This window comes from Campylobacter sp. CFSAN093246 (assembly GCF_012889415.1).
Lineage (GTDB): Bacteria > Campylobacterota > Campylobacteria > Campylobacterales > Campylobacteraceae > Campylobacter_D > Campylobacter_D jejuni.
Genome location: NZ_CP040613.1, coordinates 1,011,498 through 1,031,387 on the forward strand (window position 1 = coordinate 1,011,498; position 19,890 = coordinate 1,031,387).

A 19,890-nucleotide genomic window follows, 5' to 3' on the forward strand; every position below is an offset into this window, starting at 1 on the left:
ATATTTTAACGATTTTATAATTATGTTCTTCTAAAATTATAATAAAATTAATTAAATAATTTAAAATTTTGGAATGATTATTGCTTATTTTATGTTAAAATATTAAACATTATAACTTGAGGAGAAAACATGACCCTAGCTGTTAAATGCCCTATCTTAGGTTTTGAAGAAACCAAAAATATGGAATTTTCAACTATCGATGAAGTATTTGTAAGACTTAAAAGTCTTGATGGTAAAGACTTTTCTTTTGTTTTAATTAATCCTTATTTGATTAGACCTGATTATGAATTTGATATACCAACTTATTATCAAGAGCTTCTTTCTTTAACACCTGAATCTAATATGAAAATTTTTAATATAGTAGCCATAGCAAAAAGCATTGAAGAATCGACAGTGAATTTTCTAGCTCCAGTAGTCATTAATCTTGATAATAATACTATGGTACAAGTGATACTAGATACAGTTAATTATCCCGACTTTTTTCAAGCTGATCAAATTGCTAATTATATTAAAAAATAATGCTCTATATACTTGCAAATGGATCTATGGCAACAGCCTTAGCCTATGGGTTAAAAGATGATTATGAAATTTGTATAGTAGGAAGAAGTATAGAAAAACTTCAAGCCCTCGCCAAAGAAGGCTTTAAAACCTTACTTTACAAAGATTTTAACATAGAAGGTAAAGATGTTATTTTAGCATTTAAACCTTATGCTTTAGAAAATATTGCTCAAATGCTAAAAGGACAAGCACGTATCTTAATCTCTGTTTTAGCCAATGTTGATTTTGAAAAACTACAAACCATCAAAGCTCAAAATTATGTTAGAATAATACCCAATACAGCAGCTAAATACAAGGCTTCAACCACACCATATATACTTAAAAACTCTCATTTTGAAAATGAAATTTTAGACATTTTAAAAACTTTTGGCTCGGCTTATAAATTAGATAATGAAATACAAATGAATGCAGCTATGGCGATTAGCGGCTGCGCTCCTGCTTTTTTAGCACTTATAGCAGAAAGCATTGCTAATGCTGGAGTTTATGAAGGTTTGTCAAAAGAACTTAGTCTCAATCTTACGCGCTCTTTATTTAAAAGCTCTAGTGCTTTACTAGAACATGAGCATCCAGCTATTATCAAAGAAAATATTTGCTCCCCTGGAGGAGTTACAATAAAAGGCATAAAAATACTCGAACAAAAAGGAATTCGCGGAAGTTTTTTTGAAGCCATAAATGCTAGCAGCGCTAAATGAAAAAGGCTTTCATACTTATAGAAAGCATTAGTGCTATAACGATCATATCTTTAATTTTCATTGGCATTTTTTATTACTATATTCAACTTTACAAAAACTATGAAAATTTAAATATTTTTGAAAGACTCTATAAACTTCAAGAAGAATTATATGAAAAGCCTATTTTTAAAACCATCATACTTCAAACTTCAGCCTTAAAACCTATAGTTTTACAAGAACAGTTTGTTAATGATGGTATATTTCAATTTCAAAAATTATACTTTCAAGATCAAAATTATAGCGTTTATTTTAAAGAATGAGCAAAGCTTTTACACTTTTTGAACTTATAATATCACTAATACTTTTTACTTTTATAACTAGCTTACTTTCAAAACCTTTAATGGATTTTTATCATTTAAATTTTACTGCTTTACATACAAACAATCTTATCACTCAAGCACATTTAAACTTGCTTAAAATAGAAAAATTAATACAAAATTGTATTAATATTACATTTTCACAGAATACATTAAAATGTCTTTTAAAAGATGAGTTAATTAGCCTAAAAGATAATAAACTTTATCTTATTAATTCTGCTCTTATTTTAGAAAATAACCATACACTTTATTCACCTCATTCTGATTTTAAAACACAACTCCAAAATAGAAAAGATTTATATAGCGACAATGAGCATATTAGCTATGCTTATAAAATTAATAAGATTGAAAAAATATCTATCTTGGAAAATGGTATATCTGCAAATTTTACAGGTAGTTTTATTCCTTTGCAAGCTCAATTAGTTATCAAATTGCAAAATGAAGAACTTATATATGAAATAAAGCCAAAATTTAATGAACAATTAAACCAACAAGGATTAATTTCTAAAAACATAAGCTCATTTAACCTGCAAAACAATAAATTAAAAATTTGCCTAAAAAGACAAACAAAACATTGCCTTGAAAAAAGAATTTTACTGTGAAAAAAGCTTATGTTTTAATTTGGACAATTTTTTTAATACTACTAATAAGTCTATGGATGAGCTTGACCTTAAACATATCCAGCTATACTCCAAAAATAATCCAAGATAGTTATTACTACCTTCAAGCTCAAATTTTAAGTCACAATGCAACACAATTTTCTAAATATTTTTTATATCAAGCAAAGCAAGAAAATAAAGAATGTTTAGACAATATATATTTTAATTACACAAAAGCTTTGATTAAAATAAAATATTTTTATCCTATTGCACAATGTGTTAATTTTAAATTTTCCAACTTCAATCCCGATGCAAATTTAAGCAAAGATGGTGTTATTATAGCCCACATTAGTATTGCTTTAAATCGTGATAAAAACGTCAATGATGAAATTTTACTCACAAAAAGCATTATTATTTATCCCAAAGAAAATTTTTGGAATTTAAAAAATTAAACCAAAGTCTTAGCGAGCTTAACACAGTCTAAAAGACTTTGATTTTCGCATATATAAAGATTTTTAAAATTTAAAAGCTTCTTTGCTGTGCTTTGTCCTATAACTACAACCTTATCTTCTTCTTTTAAGCTATAAAATTTTAAAAAATTTTCTACACTTAAAGGAGAGGTGAATATAAAAATAGCAGGATAGATAAGCTTTTTGTCGCCTTTTTTAAAAACATTTTCATAAACAATCATTTCATCTAAATCCACACCTACATTTTTAAGATCCAAATTTAAAGTTGAAACAATATTTTTAGCCCTTAAATACAAACATTTTTGCATTTTTAACTCCTCTTTAAATTCAAGAAAAAGATCTTTTCCATAAGCCTTTGATGGAATTTTAATCTTTTTAAAACCTAAATTTTTAGCGTATTGAGCTGTACTTTGTCCCACAGCGTATAAATTGAGTTTGAAATTTAAAGTGATTTTTGCATGTTGTAAAGCTTTTAAAGCATTTTTTGAAGTGCAGATTAAAGCATCATACAAACTCAAATCCACACTAAAATCATAAAAAACAATCTCATTTAAAATAAGATTTTCCACCCCTTCAAAAGGAGTTTCATTTAAGAGATAAATTTTCATAGATTTTACGCTTTAGCTCTTTAGCTGCCAAAAAAGCATCTTTAGCATCCATGATCGCCCTAACCACAGCCACACCGCTTAAATTTATACCCTTTAACTCAACAAGTGCTTCTTTGTCAATCCCACCTATGGCTACAACCCCTATAGGGCTTTTATCACAAATTTGACTTAAAAGCTCAAGGCTTAAAAGCGAACTTTCTTTAGTAGGCGTTGCCTTAATAGCTCCACAACCTAGATAATTTACTCCTTGTATAAACTCAAGTTGTTCTAACTTTTTAAGACTTAAGCCTATGATTTTTTCATCTCCTAAAAGCTTTCTAGCTAATTTTGCTTCTAAATCTTCCTGTCCTAAATGCACCCCATCAGCATCTAAGGCTAAAGCTATATCCACCCTATCGTTAATCAAAAAAGGTATTTTATAAGACTTGCAAAGTTTTTGCACCTTTAAGCCTAGTTTATAAAATTCTCTTGCATTAAGCTCTTTTTCACGAAGTTGTATGATACTTACTCCGCCTTTTATAGCATTTTCTAAAGTATTTAAAAAACACTCCTCGCTTTTATTTCCCTTAGTAGCAACCAAATAAAGGCTAAGATCTAATTTATTTTTCATCTAGAAACTTGAAAAAATGATTTGTAGGACCACAACCTTTTCCAAGATTAAGTGAATAATAAATCGCATTTCTTACATACTCTTTAGCTTCACTAACAGCGTGAAATAAATCCTTGCCTTTAGCTAAATTACTAGCAATAGCCGAAGAAAGCGTACAACCTGTACCGTGAGTATTTTTAGTTTCTATGCGTTCGCCTTTTAAAATATAAATTTCTTTTCCATTATAAAGCACATCATTGGCATTTGCTTCACTATGTCCGCCTTTAAGTAAAACTGCCTTAGTCCCCAAGCTGCATAAATGCTTAGCTGCTTTTATCATCTGCTCTTCATTAGCGATCTTAAAACCACATAAAAACTCTGCTTCAGGAATATTAGGAGTAAGAATGTCTGCAAATTTTATTATAGTTTGTTTGAAAAAATCACAATTTTCTTGCGGCATTAAAGCATGGCCATTTTTGGCAAACATTACAGGATCAATAACTACATTTTGAGGTTTAAACTCGCTTAAATTTTTAGCTACACAGCTCATTAATTCACAAGAACCTATCATTCCGATTTTAGTTGCCTTTGGCACTATATCTTCAAACACGGCAAGCATTTGTTCATCCACGCTTTGAGTAGGTATATCGTGTACAGAAATCACCCTTGCGGTATTTTCAGCTACCACACTTAAAATCACACTCATACCAAAAAGATTGTGTGCACTAAAGGTTTTAAGATCGGCTTGTATCCCTGCTCCACCACTACAATCACTCCCTGCTATAGTTAAAACAGGTATAAGTTCACTTCCTTTTGCTTTCATAAATCTTCCTTTAAAATTTTGATCCATTCTTCACCCTTAGGGCTTAATTTTTGTCCTTTAAAACTCTGTTTTGCAAAAGCTACAATCAAAGCATGAAAAATTTGATAAAGTTCGTAAAGTTCGCATTTTTTTCCTAAAATTTTATACAAATTTTCTTGCTCACTCTCTATGTCACTTTGAAAAAATTCTCTTAATTCTTCATAATTTTCAAACTCATAACCTAAGTAAAAAGCCAAACGCAAACTATAATTATCTACAACCAAAATCTCTCTTTTGCAAAGATAGTTTAAAATACTATCAACGCTTTCAAAACCTAAACCTTTGATATTTAAAAGCCATTCTCTGCTTGCATTTGTTTTAAAATTTTCTAAATTTTCATAAGTGTTTATGATACTTTCTACCAAACCTTTTAAACGCTTAGTTTTGGTATTATAAAATCCGCTAGGCTTAATTAAAGTTGCAAGTTCTAAATTGGATAAAGTATTGATTTGTTCTAAGCTTGCAATATTTTCTTTTTTCAAATTTTCTAAAGCTTTTAAGACATTTTTCCAATTTGTATTTTGAGTTAAAACGACAGAAATTAAAAGCTCAAATTCACTCAATCCTTGATTTTCAAGCCAATCAAAATCATGATAATTTAAATCCAAATTTAAAAGCTTGGTAAAAATTTGTGCTCCAGTCATTTAAAATTCTCCTTAAAAGCTAAATAAAATTGCTTTGCGGTACGACCACTTCTACTTGCTCTTAGAGTAGCAAATTCTTTAGCTTTAGCGTGCAAAAGCTCTTTATCACAAGAATAATCTTTAAAATAAAAATCTATCATCTTTAAATACTCTTCTAAATTTCCCTGATAAAAACTTAACCACAAACCAAATCTATCACTCAAACTTAATCTTTCTTCAGCAGCATCGCTTAAATGAAGTTCTGTATGTGTGATTTGCGTATCAAGATTATCAGTAATGCTTTCACTTAATAAATGCCTACGATTTGAACTCGCATAAATAATTACATTATTTGGGGCTTTTTCTATGCTTCCCTCAAGTAAAGGTTTTAAAAATTTATAACTATCATCTCCCTTTTCAAAAGAAAAATCATCACAAAAAAGTATGAATTTAAAATTTTCTAATCTGATTTCATCGATGATATCTGCTAAGGCAAATAAATCTTCTTTATTTAATTCGACAAGTCTTAAGCCCTGTTCTTTAAATTCATTAAATATAGCTTTAATTAAACTTGATTTTCCAGTGCCCTTAGATCCCCATAAAAGTGCGTGATTTGCTCCCTTATCTTGAATGAAATTTAAAGTATTTTCATAAAGTGCTTTTTTTTGACTTTCCATACCTACTAAATCTTTTAAAGCAATAGGATCGATTTCAAAAATAGGCTTTAAATAATCTTTTCTTGCTCTATAAATTGCTGCATAAGTTTTATTCCAATCCATTTTAAGCCTTTCTTAAATGCGTTAAAATTGCCTCTAAAATATCATCATCATCTTTGCTTTTTGCCTTGATGAGTTCTTTTTCATCATTTAAAGCAGTAAATTGAATATTTTGCTCATAGTTACTAATGCTTTTAAATTTATTTAAAGCTAAAATTTTAATAGTAATCAAAGATAAAAATTGCTTAGTATAAATGTCAAGTTTTCCAAAGCGATCTTCAATTTCACCTTCGATCTCATAAACCTCATGAACTTGCTCACACTTGCTAAGTCTTCTATAAAGTTCTAATCTTAAGCGATCTTCGCTGATAAGTTCGCTGTTTAAAAAGGCATTAACATTGAGTTTTAAATCAAGTTTATTTTCTTTTTGATCCACTTCATTTTTACTTAAAGCATTAAGTTCATCTTCTAACATTTTAAGATATAAACTATATCCAATTTGCTCAATATGTCCACTTTGATCTACGCCTAATAAATTTCCACCGCCACGAATTTCAAGATCATGATAAGCCAAAATAGAACCTGCGCCTAAAAAAGAATTACTTTCTAAGGAAACTAGACGCTTTAAAGCATCTTTTGTAATAGCATTTTTATCTTCAATTAAAAAATAACAATAACCTTGTTTATCACTTCTTCCTACACGCCCACGCAATTGATGCAAATCAGCCATGCCAAAACGATCGCTTTTTTCTACTATGATAGTATTTGCATTTGGTAAATCAATCCCACTTTCTACGATAGAGGTACTTAAAAGCAAATCATATTCTTTGTTTTCAAATTTCAACATTTCTTCTTCTTGCATCTTGGCATCGATTTTAGAATGTAAAATCAAAATACGCAAAGTAGAAAAAAGTTCTAATAAATGCTTTTTACATTGCTCTATACTTGCAATATGATTATGAATATAAAAAATTTGCCCACCACGTCTTAACTCTCTTGCTATAGCTTCTTTTAAAAGTGCGTCATCATTTTCTTTGACAAAAGTTCTTACATCCATTCTATCTTCTGGTGGAGTTTGCAAAACACTATAAGATTTTATAGAACTTAAAGCTTGATTTAAGCTTCTTGGTATAGGGGTTGCTGACATGGATAAAATATGTGAATTTTGAGTGATTTCTTTAAGCTTTTCTTTTTGCTTCACTCCAAATTTATGCTCTTCATCAATAATAACAAGGGCTAAATTTTCACATTCTACACTTAAAAGTGCATGAGTTCCTACAACTACACAAGCTTTATTTTCTTTTAAATTTTGTAAAACTTGTTTTTTTTCTGCACTACTTGTAAAGCGATCCAGTTTAAAAACCTTTATATCAAAAGGATCAAAACGCTTTTTTAAGGTTTTATAATGCTGATGAGAAAGCAAAGTCGTAGGCGCAAATAAAAATGCGCAAAATCCACTTTTAACTACTGGATAAATAGCATTCATAGCGACTTCTGTTTTTCCAAAACCCACATCACCGCTTAAAAGCCTATCCATGACTTTTCCACTTTGAAAATCTTGCAAAATTTCATGACAGGCTTTATCTTGATCGCTTGTATAAATAAAACCCGCACTAGCTATAAAATCAGTCTGTCTATTTAAATCCACTGTAATTTTTTTTGCTTGCACCAAAGATCTTTTAGCCGCCATAATAACAATTTCAGAAGCTATGGCTAAAAGTTTAGTCTTTAATTTTTCTTTAAGTTTAATAAAGCTTGTTTTACCTAGTTTATCTAAGCTTGGAATAGATCCACTCACGCCCAAATATTTATCAATCAAATAAAGATTTTCCACTGGTAATAAAAGCTTATCAGAATTTTGATACTCTATAGCAACAAACTCTTTTTTTGCTCCGCTTATCACTATCATCTCAAGACCTAAAAATTTACCTACCCCATAATCTTCGTGTACTATATAATCCCCATTTTTAAGCTCATCTATAATCAAACTAGCTTTTTTTCTTGTTTTTTGTTTTTTGTTTTGATTTAAAGAAATGATTAGCTCTTCAGGACTAATAAGATTAAGTCTTAAATCACTTTTTATAAAATGGATATTTTGAGTATCTTCAAGCTCTAAAGCTTTAAATAAAGCTTCGTTTTTAGCTAAAAGTGTGATTTTTTTATTTTTATGAAATTCAAAAAAATCTTTATTGTAAGAACTTTGCAATTCTTTAAATTTTTTAGCTTGAGGTAAAATTTTTGCATTCACAAAACTTATATCTTTTTCATATTCATTAATATCAAACTTTTCACAAGCTAAAAAATCAAGCTCCAAATAATCAAAAAAATCATCAATACACCAAAACCCTAAAGAATTGATATCATGTATTAAAGTATCGCTTTGAAAATCTTCTAATTTATCCTTAAAAATTTCATAATTTTCTTTGTCAAAATATTTTAAAAAAGGACAAATTTCAAAATGTTCCAGTTCATTAGGAATAGACTTTTGACTTTGCAAATCAAAATATCTTATACTTTCAATCTCTTCGCCAAAAAGCAAAATTCTAATAGGATTTTCTTCATTGATACAAAAAATATCAATAATATCCGCACGAATTGAAATTTCACCTTTATCCTGAACTATATCTACAAATTCGTATCCCAATCTTGAAATTTCATCTTCAAAACATTTCAAATCAAAATTTTGTTTTTTATCGATATGATAATTTTGTAAATGTTTTTTTGAAGGAAGTTTTTTTAAAACAGTATTTAAAGGAGAAATAAGGATTTTTTTTTCTTCTTCTTTATGATAAGCATTTAAAATCTTACAAAGATCAAAAAGTTCTTTAGAAAAAGCCCTTAAATCATCTCCAAACTGCGCTCTAAAATCAGGTAAAACAAAGGTTTTTAAACCCTTAAATCGTGAAACTTGAGCGAGTAAATCTGCTTGTTTTTCATCTTTACAAAGAAAAAGTTCACAAATTTTTGGATTTTGTAAGTATTCATAAAATGAAGCTTGCATTATTCTTCGTTGTTATTTTCAATAAGTTTGATAGTATCTTCTTTAATTTTACTAGTTCCATTAAAGCGACCGCCATTTTCTATAGAAATTTTTTGCGTTGAAATATCACCATTAACAACTCCGCCCGCTAAAATTTCTAAACTATTGGCCTCAAGTTGCCCTTCAAAACACCCATTTACTACAATTTTATCTGCTTGTAATTCACCTTTTAAATTTCCATTTTTTCCGATAACCACAATGCTTTCAGAATGAATAATACCACTTAACTCTCCATCAACATGAAGCATAGAAGCAAAATAAAATTTACCCTCAATTCTCGCACCTGAAGAAATTACTGTTGTTTCTGAGCTAGAGCTGGATGTTGGGCTGATACCGCCTTTATTAAAGATTGCCATGGAACTCTCCTTTCTTGATTAAAAAAATCATTCATATTTTTTCTTTGCAAATTTAAAAAATACAAAGGTTCTAAAGTTTTATTAATAAACCTTACCTCATAGTGCAAATGCGGCCCCGTAGAAAGACCTGTATTGCCACTATAACCTATCAACTGCCCTTTATTAACAAATTGACCTGCTTTGACCACTTCTTTGCGCATCATATGAGCAAATACTGTTTTAAAACCAAAATTATGCAATAAAATTACATTATAGCCATAGCCATTATCACTATAACCTGAAAATTCCACTACTCCACTTGCTGGTGCATAAATAGGAGTACCAATTTCTGCTCTTAAATCAATACCAGGATGAAATTCCCTTCTTTTTAAAAGCGGATGCTCTCTCCAGCCAAAATTTCCTGTAATGCCTTTATTTTCAATAGGCCATCCATTAGGAATTTGCCCCAAAATTCCAAGTTGCTGCTCATTGGTAAGCTGAAGATTATCAAGTCTTGCACTAATTGTAAGATTATTTTCTGCTTCTAAGCCCAAAGCCTCTTCAAAAGAAGCTATTTTATCTTCTATAGCTGCATACTGCTGAGTTTTTTCTTCTATGCTTTTTTGCATTTGCGAATTAGATAATTCCAATTCTTTGCTTTTTTTCAAAAGCTCCTCACGCTTTTCACTGATATCACTAAGTTTGCTATCGAGATATTTGATATAAAAACCACTAAAAACTAAAAATAAAACAATAAAAGCAATAATATAAAAAACTATTTTTTTGATTATTTGATTTAAATAAAAATGTCTTGAACCGTTAATATCTGTAATGGTAATAGTGAATTTATTTTTTACCACACCACTCCTTTAAAAAATTTTCTACCAGCATAAAAGAACCAAAAACTAGATTTTTTTTATTCTCTTCTAATTTTACAAATTCTTTACATTGTATGCCTAGCTTTGATGCAATACTATAAATTTCATCATCGGCCAGCTTTCGTTCTGCACTTTTATATTTATATATTTGTATTGTATCAATAATAGGCTTTAATGTATTTAAAATTTGAAAAATATCCTTATCCAAATAAGCATTATAAATAAGATTTATTTTTTCTCCTTGAAATTTATCAAGCATGGCCTTAGCAGCCATGGGATTATGACCCACATCAACAAAAAAATTTGGAGAAATTTCTTGGCATCTTCCTTGTAAATTTAACTCTTGTAACTTTTTTAAAGCTTCTAAGGTTTTTTCTTGCGAAGTTAAAATTTCACAAGCCTTTAATGCAAGCTTTAAATTATGCTTTAAAAAATAAGGTAAAACAAACTTTTTACAATAAATCTCAAATGTTTCTTTCAAAAAAGGATTTAAAGAAGAAACTTGCAAATTAGCTTTTTTTAAAAAAGCAATTTTTTTTGCTAAATTTAAAACATTTTGCTCTTGCTCATCGCTTATAAGTGCTATAGGCGCCATAACTTTAAGCTTGGTTCTTGCAATATCTTCTAAAGAATTGCCCAAAATTTGAATATGGTCAAATCCAATTCTTGTAAAAATATTCATTCTTCTTTCAAAAACAGAAGTAGCATCATATTCTCCACCCACTCCTGCTTCTAAAACAATGAAATCGCATTTTTGAAATAAAATCATAGCTAAAAAAGTAGCATATTCGAAATAACTTAATTTTTGCAAGTCTTGTTTAAAAATTTCTTCAAGTCTTATATGAGCTTGTTCTAATTCTTCATCATTTGCAATCTTACCATCAAGATAAAATCTTTCATTAAAACTAAAAATATGCGGGCTAGTATAATGCCCTATTTTATAATTTAAATTTTCTAAAAGTTGGGTTAAATATCTACCCGTGCTACCTTTACCATTTGTGCCTATAAGTTGGATTATAGGAATATTTTTAAAATATTTCTTATATTTTTCATACATTCTAAACATCAAAAAACGATCAATTTTATCGTAATTTATACTTTTTTGAGCTAAAAAATTCTCAACTTTCATTATATTGTTCATTAACCGCTGCAATTTGCTTTATTAACTCATCTAAAATATTAATACTTGGCTTACTTTGCTTATCAAGATAAGCCACGTGAATTTTAGGAGTTATAATATCTTGCTTATAAATAAATCTAAAATTTTCTATAGTTTTAAGATTTGTATTTACAAGCTGTGTAATTTCATCTTTGCTTTTTCCTGGCGAAACAATCAAATAACTCTTTTCATCTATCATCCACAGTTCATCAAATTCGCTACAAGAATCTTTTAAAATTTTTTTAAATCGAACAAAAATTTCATTCAAACTTCCCATACCGTATTTTTCCATAATGAAACGGTAATTTACTATAGAAAATAAAGCTAAAGAATAATTAACTTTATACTTATTAAAATTTTCATCCATTTTATCAAGCTCTTTAAGAACACTCCAAGCCTCTCTCTCTTCTAAGCTTTGCGTGAATTCAATTTGATTATTTAAAGATGTAATTTTTTCTCCAAGTTGTTTAAATTTTAGTTTTAAATCCTCAAAACTAAGTTTTACTTCCCCATTTTCATCTGGTTTTAAAGTATTGATAAAATCCATATTTTTTTCATTCGATTTATTAAGTAAGACAAGCAATTCATAGATTTTTTTTAGATTATCATTAAAAAAATTTAAATTTTTTTGGACATACATATTATCAACCATTATACGATGATTTATAAATTCCATTAGTTCATTTTTAAAATTTTCTTCGCCTATTACAAAAGGCTTTTGTGTTAAATTTTGTATAAAACCTTGAATTTTTAAATCTTCTACCAATGAAGGATTTAAACCCAAGCATAATAATTCACTAAAGTGCTCATAACTACGCTCTTCAAGTTTAACTAAGAGTTTTTTAATCACGCTATCATAATCATCATATTTACTAATACCATATTTGCGAGCTTGTTCTTCTAAGTCATTTTCATCGTAATTTCTTTCAAGCTCTTTCCATTTTTTAGTAAGCAAGTAAATACTTTCACTATCCATAGTTTTAGAAATTCTAATCGAAGTCACCTTAGCCAAATCTCTTATCTTTTTATCCTTACTTATTTGCAAAGTTTTAGATATGGTATATAAAAAATCAAAAAATTCACTAAATTGTTTTCCGCTTTGTCTATTTAAAACAGAAATTAAAAAACTAATTAGTTCTTCTAAACTTCTTATAGTTTTAGAATTTAATTCTTGTTGATAAATCGGTAAAAGCAAGGTTTTGTATTTATCAAGTTTAGCCTTATTTGAACTTGTAATACCATATTTTAAAGATAATTCTTCAAAAATTTCCGTATAATTTTCAGGAGTTGGTTTTAGTTTTCTTTCTTTTAATGTAATTAAAGTTTGCTTTGCTATTTCATTAGTATTTGGAATCACGTTTTTGCCCTTTAATAGCAATTACGGAAATAAACTCATCAAATGCCTCGCTTGAAGCTGCTCGAATAGCCTCATACCTTGCAGAATCACTAATAATACTATTTGGAGAAATTTCAAAATTATAACTTCCACTTGTACTAAAAGCCTGACTTGAACCATCTTTAAAGACAACATTAAAATCTAAATTTAATTTAGCTTTATAACTAATAACATAGCCATTTTTATCATAAGCTAAAGGAATAAATTCTAAATTATTCATTTTAACATTGATTACATCATCAGCTTCATGTTTTAAAGCAAGCTTACGCCCTAGTTTTGAAATTACCATTTCTTTTAAAGTATCGGCAACATAGATACTATTTTTTGGGTCTTGTTGACTTAATTCAACATTAACATAAACCTTCTCATCGAAAATATTATTAGCGATTTTTGATGTAGGAACATATCCACAAGCACCTAAAAATAAACCTATACAAAAAATTAAAATCTTTTTCATTTAATCACTAGATTAACTAGCTTTCCTTCCACATAAATTTCTTTAACTATACTCTTACCTTCAAGCCATTTAGCAGTATTTTCTTTTGCAAAAGCTAAAATTTCTTCTTTACTCGCACTACTTGAAATTTCAAATTCAGCCCTTTTTTTACCATTAATACTTACAGCTAAATTTAAAGTATCTTTTACAAAAACCTCTTCCTTAAGTTCTAGTTTTTTGAAATTTTTACATTTAAAAAGCTCCTCGCTAAGCTCAAAACAAACATGAGGAATAATAGGCTCTAAAATATTTAAAATAATATAAAAAGCCTCTTGCTCCAAAGCTTCATTTTTACAAAGCGCTAAAGCATTTAAAGCTTCCATGCAAGCTGCAATTAAAGTATTAAAAGCAAAACTTTGATGATAAACTTCAAAAGATTTTTTCAAAGCTTCATATACCTTTAATCTTGCATATTTTTCTTCTTTATTTAAATTTTCTTGTTTTAATTCTACAAGCTCACCTTTTTTAACATTTTGCGCCCTATCATAGAGTTTACAAATAAATCTATAAGCCCCTTCAACCGCATCATCATTCCATTCAAGCTCTTTAGCCGGAGGCGCAGCAAAAAGTATAAAAAGTCTTGCGGTATCAGCACCGTATTTTTCTATAATCTCATCAGGATCTACAACATTGCCTTTTGATTTTGACATTTTAGCTCCATCTTTTAACACCATACCCTGAGTTAAAAGTCTATCAAAAGGTTCATTTTGTGTTAAATAACCCAAGTCTCTTAAAGCTTTTTGGAAAAATCTCGCATAAAGCAAATGCAAGATTGCATGTTCAATACCACCTATATATTGATCCACACTCATCCAATACTTTACACTTTTTTCATCTAAAGCTTTTTCCTGCCAAGTTTTCTCATCACTTGCAAAACGTGCAAAATACCAAGAACTTTCAAAAAAAGTATCTAAAGTATCACTTTCTTTTTGAGCCTCTTTGCCACATTTGGGACAAATACAATTTTTCCAAGTTGGATGTTTATCAAGTGGATTACCCTCACCTGTAATTTGCACATCTTCAGGTAGGGTAATAGGTAAATTTTCTAGTTTTTGAGGCACTATACCACAAATTTGACATTTAATCATAGGAATAGGCGCACCCCAATATCTTTGGCGCGAAACACCCCAATCACGAATTTTAAAATTTACAACCCTTTTTCCTATATTTTTAGCTTCAAACTGAGAAATGATTTTTAATCTTGCTTCATTACAATCAAGATTATCAAATTCTTGACTATTAATTAATTTTCCTAATTTTTGCATATAAGGTAAATTTTCTTGAGTTTGAACAACTTGTTTGATGGCAAGATTATATTTTGTTGCAAATTCAAAATCTCTTTCATCATGAGCTGGAACAGCCATAACCGCTCCGCTACCATAATCAGCCAAGACAAAATTAGCCACCCATAAAGGAATTTTTTCTCCGCTTAAAGGATGAATGGCATAAATTCCTAAAAAATAACCTTCTTTTTCAGAACTTTGTCTTTCTCTTGGGCTTTGATTTTGAATAACTTTGATTTTATTTAATACATCTTGATTTAATAAATTTTGCGAAAGCAAATTTTGAACAATCTTATGTTCTGGAGCTAAAGCGATATACGAAACTCCATAAATTGTATCTGCTCTTGTAGTAAAAACTTCTAAAGAACTTTCTTTGGTTTTTTGCTTGCTTTCTTCGTCTAAATTTAAAGAAAATTCCAAACCTTCGCTTTTACCAATCCAATTTTCTTGCATAGTTAAAACTTGATTAGGCCATTTATCTTTTAATTCTTCTAAATCTTTTAAAAGTTCCTCAGCATAAGCAGTGATTTTTACATAATAACCTGGCATTTTTTTCTGCACTACTTCATGACCACAACGCCAACATTTTCCGTCTTCAACTTGCTCATTAGCCAAAACCGTTTGATCTTGTTCACACCAATTTACATTTGCTTCTTTAGTGTAAATCAAACCTTTTTCAAACATCTTAATAAAAAATTCTTGCTCAAATTTTGTATAAAGTGGATCTGAAGTAGCAAGCATTCTTTTTTTAGAAAAAGAAAAACCTAAAGAAAAAAGTTCTTTTTTCATATAAGCTATATTTTCATAAGTCCATGACTTAGGATGAATTTTATGTTTAATAGCTGCATTTTCAGCAGGCATGCCAAAACTATCGAAACCTATAGGATGTAAAACATTAAAACCTATCTTGCGATAATATCTTGCCAAAGCATCACCTATAGTATAATTTCTTACATGCCCCATATGAATGCGTCCACTAGGATAAGGAAACATCGATAAAATATATTTTTTAGGCAAATTTAAGTCATCTTTTGGCTCAAAATATTCATTTTCATCCCAAATTTTTTGCCATTTTTTTTCTATTAAACTTGCTTCATAAGCCATAAATTCTCCTTACACAGTTCCTTTTTCATACATTGCACGATTGCGTTCTTTATCTTGTTTTCTTTTTGCTTTTTCAATTTCTTTATTTCTAAACTCAAGCACACTAAATTTAAACCATAATAATGTCGGACTTGCAACAAAAATAGAGCTTAAAGTTCCCGCTATAATACCTACAATTAAAGCCAAAGAAAATCCTTGTATCATTTCCCCGCCAAAGAAATAAAGTATCACAACGGTTGCTAAAGTCAACCCTGAAGTTAAAACCGTTCTTGATAAAGTTGCTGAAACACTTTCATTAATAATAGGTGCAAGTTCGGTTTTTTTACTTGTTTTAATACCTTCTCTGATTCTATCAAAAATAATAATTGTATCATTCAAAGAGTATCCAAGCACAGTTAAAACAGCAGCCAAAGTATCTAGATTGACATCAATTTTAAATAAAGAAATTGCTCCTAAAGTAATCACAACATCATGAATTTCACTGATTATAGCCGCAAGAGCAAAACGCCACTCAAAACGCAACGCTATATAAATTAAAATTGCTATCAAAGATACAGCTATAGCCATAAGTCCTTTATTTCTAAGTTCATCACCTACTTTTGGACCTACCACATCAGCACGACGCACTTCAAATTTTCCCGTATCCTTTAAAAGAGTGCTTATATGCTCACCTATATCATTGCTTACATTATCATTACTTCCTAAAAAGCGTATAGTTACTTCTTCATTGCTTCCAAACTCAGTTACAGATAAATTTTGAAAAGTTCCTTGATTTTCTAAAATTTCTCGAATTTGCGTTATAGGAGCTGCATTTTCATATTTAAGCTGAACTAAAGTTCCTCCGCTAAAATCAATGCCATATTGCAAACCCCTATCCCAAAGTAAATAAATAGAACCAAAAAACAAAATAAAAGAAAGGGAAATAGCAGCAAAACGCATTCTCATAAAATCATAAATTTTCTTTTCGCTAAAAAACTGCATTATCTTCTCCTATAACCAAACCAAAATCTTGTATTATTATTTTTTTCTATGCGTTGCATAAAATAATCAAACATTCCATGAGTTCCTAAAATAGCTGTAATCATAGAAACAACGATACCAATTCCCAAAGTCACAGCAAAACCTTTAACTGCTCCTGTTCCATAGGCATAAAGCGCTACCGAAGTAACTAAAGAAGTGATATTTGAATCTATAATCGCACTCATAGCATTTTTATAACCTTGTTCTATACTAACTCTTATATTTACTCCATCTCGCAAGAGTTCTCGTATACGCTCATTGATAATCACATTTGCATCTACTGCCATACCCACAGTTAAAACAAGTCCTGCCATCCCTGGTAAAGTTAAAGTTGCTCCAAACATAGCCATAACGGCAACTACTACCAAAACATTAACTAGCATTGCAATATTTGCAAAAATTCCTGCCACACCGTAATACATCATCATAAATACTACAATAAAAACCGATGCACCGATTAAGGCTATCATACTCATTTTAATACTATCAGCACCTAAAGATGGTCCTATGCTTCTTTGTTCAAGTAATTTTACAGGCGCAAGCAAAGCTCCACTTCTTAAAGCTACCGCCACATCACGCGCTTCTTCTTGGGTAAAAGCTCCACTGATTTGCCCACTACCTCCACCTATGCGTTCATTGATAGATGGAGCAGAATATACTTTATTATCAAGTACAATAGCAAGACGCTTTCCAACATTTGCTCCTGTATAATCAGCAAATTTTTTAGAACCCTCGGCATTTAAAGTAAAATTAATCACAGGATAATTATTCTTATCACTAATCCCTACTCTAGCATCAGTAAGCATAGATCCATCTAAAATAGGTATACTTTTTAAGGTATATTTTAAATTTGGATTTCTAGAATCAGGCACTAAAATCAGTCCATAACTCGCAGCCTCAGCATCGCTCATTGTAGAAGCTTGACCCATTTTAGAATCATCAACTTCCATAAGTTGCAAATGTGCTGCTTTTGTGATGCGTTCTTTTGCTCTTAGTTCATCTTCTTTGGTTTTAATCCCTGCAAGTTCAACCAAAATCTTATCATCACCTTGTTTAGCAACTGTTGGCTCTGCTAAACCAAATTGATCAAGCCTATTTCTTATGGTTTCAACTGCTTGCAAAAGTGCAAAATTTTCTATATTTTTTACTTCTTCTGAGGTAAAAGAAATTTTATAGTGCATATTTTCACTTTGTATATTAATTCCTTTTATTTCTTTAAGCAAATTTTCAACTTTTGCAATATCTGCATTATCAAGCAAAGTAAATTCTAAAATATCATCATGGGTATTTAAGCCATCATTTAAAATATTTTCTTTATTAAAAGAATAACTCAATGAAGATGCAATTGATTTTATTTTAGATTTTACAGCTTCTTCATTATCTACACCTAAGAGCATATAAAGCCCACCTTGCAAATCAAGCCCTAAATTAATCTTCGCACCACGTTCTGACTGCAAAAAAGAAGGGAGTGAAAAAGCCACTCCAAAAATAAATACCGCCATAAAAATAATCAAGCGATAATTGATTTTAGAATTACGCATCAATTTTCTTTGCTATAAATTCTCTTGAAATTTTTGCAGTAACATTGTCTTCATTAAGCTTAACTTTGATAAAATCCTCCTCTGGTTTTACGACTTCACAAATAAGTCCGCCATTAGTGATGATTTTATCTCCTTTTTGCAAAGACTCAAGCATTTGTTTATGTGCTTTTGCTTGTTTTTGTTGTGGTCTAATTACCAAGAAATAAAAAATTGCAAATAACACTACAAGAGGTAACAATGAAGTTAAAATTGAATTTTCTGCCATATTTTTCCTTTATTCCAAAAAAATTAAACACTAATTCTATCATTTTTAAAATAATAAAAGTCTTTTTTATTGCAATTTTACTTTCAAATTCTATTTATCTATCATTTTTTGAAAATATTTTTACACAAACTATTAGCCCATTTTTAGCTATTTGGGGGTTAGTTTTACTTCTAAAAAGTAAAAATTCTAAACAATATTTTTGGATAGGTTTTTTTGTAGGGATTCTTTGGTTTTGGTGGATTGGTTTATCTTCAATTTATTTTAATCTAAACTATTTAGTACCAATTATACCAATTATCATTGGTTTTATTTATGGGTTACTTTTTAGATTATGTTATTTATTAAAATTTGATTTTTTAAGGCTTTGTGGAATTTTTTGCATAAGTTTTATCCATCCTTTAGGATTTGATTGGCTTAATTGGGGGATTTTTACAGTTTATGGTTTTTTTGACCCAAGTTATCGTGGTATTATTTGCATATTTTTAATAGCATATTTCATCTATGAGGGTTATATATCAAGATATTATAAAATAGCGATTGTTCTTATTTTATTCTTTAGTGGATTTCAATATAATGAAAAACAAGCTCAAACTCTTAATTTAAACTACAAACTCATCAATACTAATATCTCTCAAAATCAAAAATTTTTACAAGAAAATTTAAAATCAAATTCTGATATCTTAATTCAAGATATACTTCAAGCTATAAATGAAAAAAAAGAACTTGTAATCTTGCCTGAAACCGCTTTTGCTTTTGATTTAAAAAATACCAAATATGAGCTCATGCTTAAAGAATTATCTTATAAAATCACCATTATTACAGGAGCATTTCATGTTGAAAAAGAACATACTTACAATAGCACTTATATCTTTAAAAAAGGCAATGTCTATATTTTAAATAAGCATTTTTTAGTTCCCTTTGGTGAAGAAATTCCATTTTTTAAAGACTTAACAAAAAAATATTTTCTTAAAAATATTGAAGAATTTTCTAAAGGTCCTATACAAAGCAAATATAAATTAGATAATCAAATTATCACAAATGCAATTTGTTATGAAGCTACCAAAGAACAAAACTATCAAAATTCACAAATTATTATAGCCCTAAGCAACAATGCTTGGTTTAATAATAGTAGCGAATACAAACTCCAGCAACTCTTAATGAAATTTTATGCAAGTAAATATGGGGTTAGTGTTTATCATGCTACAAATGGCAAAGAGAATATAGTTATACTCCCTAAAAAGCTTTTAAGCAAAGATTGGAAAAATTTATCCAAAGAAATATTTAATGATAAAAAATAATA

At 29.3% G+C, this 19,890-nt stretch carries 21 protein-coding genes; 6 read left to right on the forward strand and 15 right to left on the reverse strand.

Annotated features, from left to right (window positions below; translation table 11 throughout):
* Nucleotides 1-129 precede the first annotated feature (129 nt).
* Genes fliW through FBE87_RS05275 form a run of 5 tightly spaced genes read left to right on the forward strand, consistent with a single transcriptional unit; the run spans nucleotide 130 to nucleotide 2,657 of the window.
* On the forward strand, nucleotides 130-519 hold the full coding sequence (gene fliW / locus FBE87_RS05255; RefSeq protein ID WP_002852982.1) for a flagellar assembly protein FliW: 390 nt from the start codon (nucleotides 130-132) through the stop codon (nucleotides 517-519).
* On the forward strand, nucleotides 519-1,250 hold the full coding sequence (locus FBE87_RS05260; RefSeq protein WP_002859150.1) for a pyrroline-5-carboxylate reductase: 732 nt from the start codon (nucleotides 519-521) through the stop codon (nucleotides 1,248-1,250). The genes fliW and FBE87_RS05260 overlap by 1 nt, the downstream gene beginning before the upstream one ends.
* Nucleotides 1,247-1,549 carry a type II secretion system protein gene (locus FBE87_RS05265; protein ID WP_002853046.1) on the forward strand — a complete coding sequence of 101 codons (303 nt, stop codon included), beginning with the start codon at nucleotides 1,247-1,249 and terminating at the stop codon, nucleotides 1,547-1,549. Before FBE87_RS05260 ends, FBE87_RS05265 begins: the two co-directional genes overlap by 4 nt.
* Nucleotides 1,546-2,208, forward strand: a complete 663-nt coding sequence (locus tag FBE87_RS05270; protein WP_052785236.1) for a hypothetical protein — start codon at nucleotides 1,546-1,548, stop codon at nucleotides 2,206-2,208. The genes FBE87_RS05265 and FBE87_RS05270 overlap by 4 nt, the downstream gene beginning before the upstream one ends.
* On the forward strand, nucleotides 2,205-2,657 hold the full coding sequence (locus FBE87_RS05275) for a hypothetical protein (protein ID WP_002859148.1): 453 nt from the start codon (nucleotides 2,205-2,207) through the stop codon (nucleotides 2,655-2,657). Before FBE87_RS05270 ends, FBE87_RS05275 begins: the two co-directional genes overlap by 4 nt.
* On the opposite strand, the gene FBE87_RS05280 is transcribed toward FBE87_RS05275, so the two are convergent.
* Genes FBE87_RS05280 through yajC form a run of 15 tightly spaced genes read right to left on the reverse strand, consistent with a single transcriptional unit; the run spans nucleotide 2,654 to nucleotide 18,590 of the window.
* Nucleotides 2,654-3,283 (reverse strand): uroporphyrinogen-III synthase, encoded by a 630-nt coding sequence (locus FBE87_RS05280; RefSeq protein WP_002859147.1) that lies wholly within the window; start codon nucleotides 3,281-3,283, stop codon nucleotides 2,654-2,656. The two genes, FBE87_RS05275 and FBE87_RS05280, sit on opposite strands and share 4 nt — an antisense overlap.
* Nucleotides 3,261-3,893 carry a thiamine phosphate synthase gene (gene thiE, locus FBE87_RS05285; RefSeq protein ID WP_002852670.1) on the reverse strand — a complete coding sequence of 211 codons (633 nt, stop codon included), beginning with the start codon at nucleotides 3,891-3,893 and terminating at the stop codon, nucleotides 3,261-3,263. The genes FBE87_RS05280 and thiE overlap by 23 nt, the downstream gene beginning before the upstream one ends.
* A complete protein-coding gene (gene thiD / locus FBE87_RS05290) occupies nucleotides 3,883-4,695 on the reverse strand; it encodes a bifunctional hydroxymethylpyrimidine kinase/phosphomethylpyrimidine kinase (protein ID WP_002899485.1) in 813 nt (270 codons plus the stop codon). The genes thiE and thiD overlap by 11 nt, the downstream gene beginning before the upstream one ends.
* Entirely contained in the window at nucleotides 4,692-5,378 is a 687-nt protein-coding gene (locus tag FBE87_RS05295) for an endonuclease III domain-containing protein (RefSeq protein WP_002852847.1), read from the reverse strand. Before FBE87_RS05295 ends, thiD begins: the two co-directional genes overlap by 4 nt.
* Nucleotides 5,375-6,136, reverse strand: coding sequence for an ATP-binding protein (locus FBE87_RS05300; protein ID WP_002852748.1), 762 nt, complete (start codon nucleotides 6,134-6,136; stop codon nucleotides 5,375-5,377). The genes FBE87_RS05295 and FBE87_RS05300 overlap by 4 nt, the downstream gene beginning before the upstream one ends.
* A 1-nt stretch (nucleotide 6,137) precedes the next feature.
* Nucleotides 6,138-9,074: a DEAD/DEAH box helicase gene (locus FBE87_RS05305; protein WP_100626279.1), complete on the reverse strand. Its 2,937-nt coding sequence runs from the start codon at nucleotides 9,072-9,074 to the stop codon at nucleotides 6,138-6,140.
* A complete protein-coding gene (locus tag FBE87_RS05310) occupies nucleotides 9,074-9,469 on the reverse strand; it encodes a polymer-forming cytoskeletal protein (RefSeq protein WP_002859143.1) in 396 nt (131 codons plus the stop codon). Before FBE87_RS05310 ends, FBE87_RS05305 begins: the two co-directional genes overlap by 1 nt.
* Nucleotides 9,406-10,308: a M23 family metallopeptidase gene (locus tag FBE87_RS05315; protein WP_002852904.1), complete on the reverse strand. Its 903-nt coding sequence runs from the start codon at nucleotides 10,306-10,308 to the stop codon at nucleotides 9,406-9,408. Before FBE87_RS05315 ends, FBE87_RS05310 begins: the two co-directional genes overlap by 64 nt.
* Nucleotides 10,295-11,479 carry a folylpolyglutamate synthase/dihydrofolate synthase family protein gene (locus FBE87_RS05320; RefSeq protein ID WP_100621731.1) on the reverse strand — a complete coding sequence of 395 codons (1,185 nt, stop codon included), beginning with the start codon at nucleotides 11,477-11,479 and terminating at the stop codon, nucleotides 10,295-10,297. The genes FBE87_RS05315 and FBE87_RS05320 overlap by 14 nt, the downstream gene beginning before the upstream one ends.
* Nucleotides 11,445-12,842, reverse strand: coding sequence for a hypothetical protein (locus FBE87_RS05325; RefSeq protein WP_002868628.1), 1,398 nt, complete (start codon nucleotides 12,840-12,842; stop codon nucleotides 11,445-11,447). The genes FBE87_RS05320 and FBE87_RS05325 overlap by 35 nt, the downstream gene beginning before the upstream one ends.
* Nucleotides 12,826-13,338, reverse strand: coding sequence for an LPS assembly lipoprotein LptE (lptE, locus tag FBE87_RS05330; protein WP_002860199.1), 513 nt, complete (start codon nucleotides 13,336-13,338; stop codon nucleotides 12,826-12,828). Before lptE ends, FBE87_RS05325 begins: the two co-directional genes overlap by 17 nt.
* Complete coding sequence (leuS, locus tag FBE87_RS05335; protein ID WP_002868627.1) at nucleotides 13,335-15,764, reverse strand: leucine--tRNA ligase; 2,430 nt, start codon at nucleotides 15,762-15,764, stop codon at nucleotides 13,335-13,337. The genes lptE and leuS overlap by 4 nt, the downstream gene beginning before the upstream one ends.
* Before the next feature lie 9 nt (nucleotides 15,765-15,773).
* Nucleotides 15,774-16,745 (reverse strand): protein translocase subunit SecF, encoded by a 972-nt coding sequence (secF, locus tag FBE87_RS05340; protein WP_002858025.1) that lies wholly within the window; start codon nucleotides 16,743-16,745, stop codon nucleotides 15,774-15,776.
* Nucleotides 16,745-18,325, reverse strand: coding sequence for a protein translocase subunit SecD (gene secD / locus FBE87_RS05345; protein ID WP_002868626.1), 1,581 nt, complete (start codon nucleotides 18,323-18,325; stop codon nucleotides 16,745-16,747). The genes secF and secD overlap by 1 nt, the downstream gene beginning before the upstream one ends.
* Entirely contained in the window at nucleotides 18,318-18,590 is a 273-nt protein-coding gene (gene yajC, locus FBE87_RS05350; RefSeq protein ID WP_002786346.1) for a preprotein translocase subunit YajC, read from the reverse strand. Before yajC ends, secD begins: the two co-directional genes overlap by 8 nt.
* Here yajC and FBE87_RS05355 point away from each other — a divergent pair.
* The gene (locus FBE87_RS05355) at nucleotides 18,563-19,888 is read left to right on the forward strand and encodes an apolipoprotein N-acyltransferase (RefSeq protein WP_002853913.1); all 1,326 of its coding nucleotides are present in this window, start codon (nucleotides 18,563-18,565) and stop codon (nucleotides 19,886-19,888) included. The two genes, yajC and FBE87_RS05355, sit on opposite strands and share 28 nt — an antisense overlap.
* The last annotated feature ends 2 nt before the right edge of the window (nucleotides 19,889-19,890 follow it).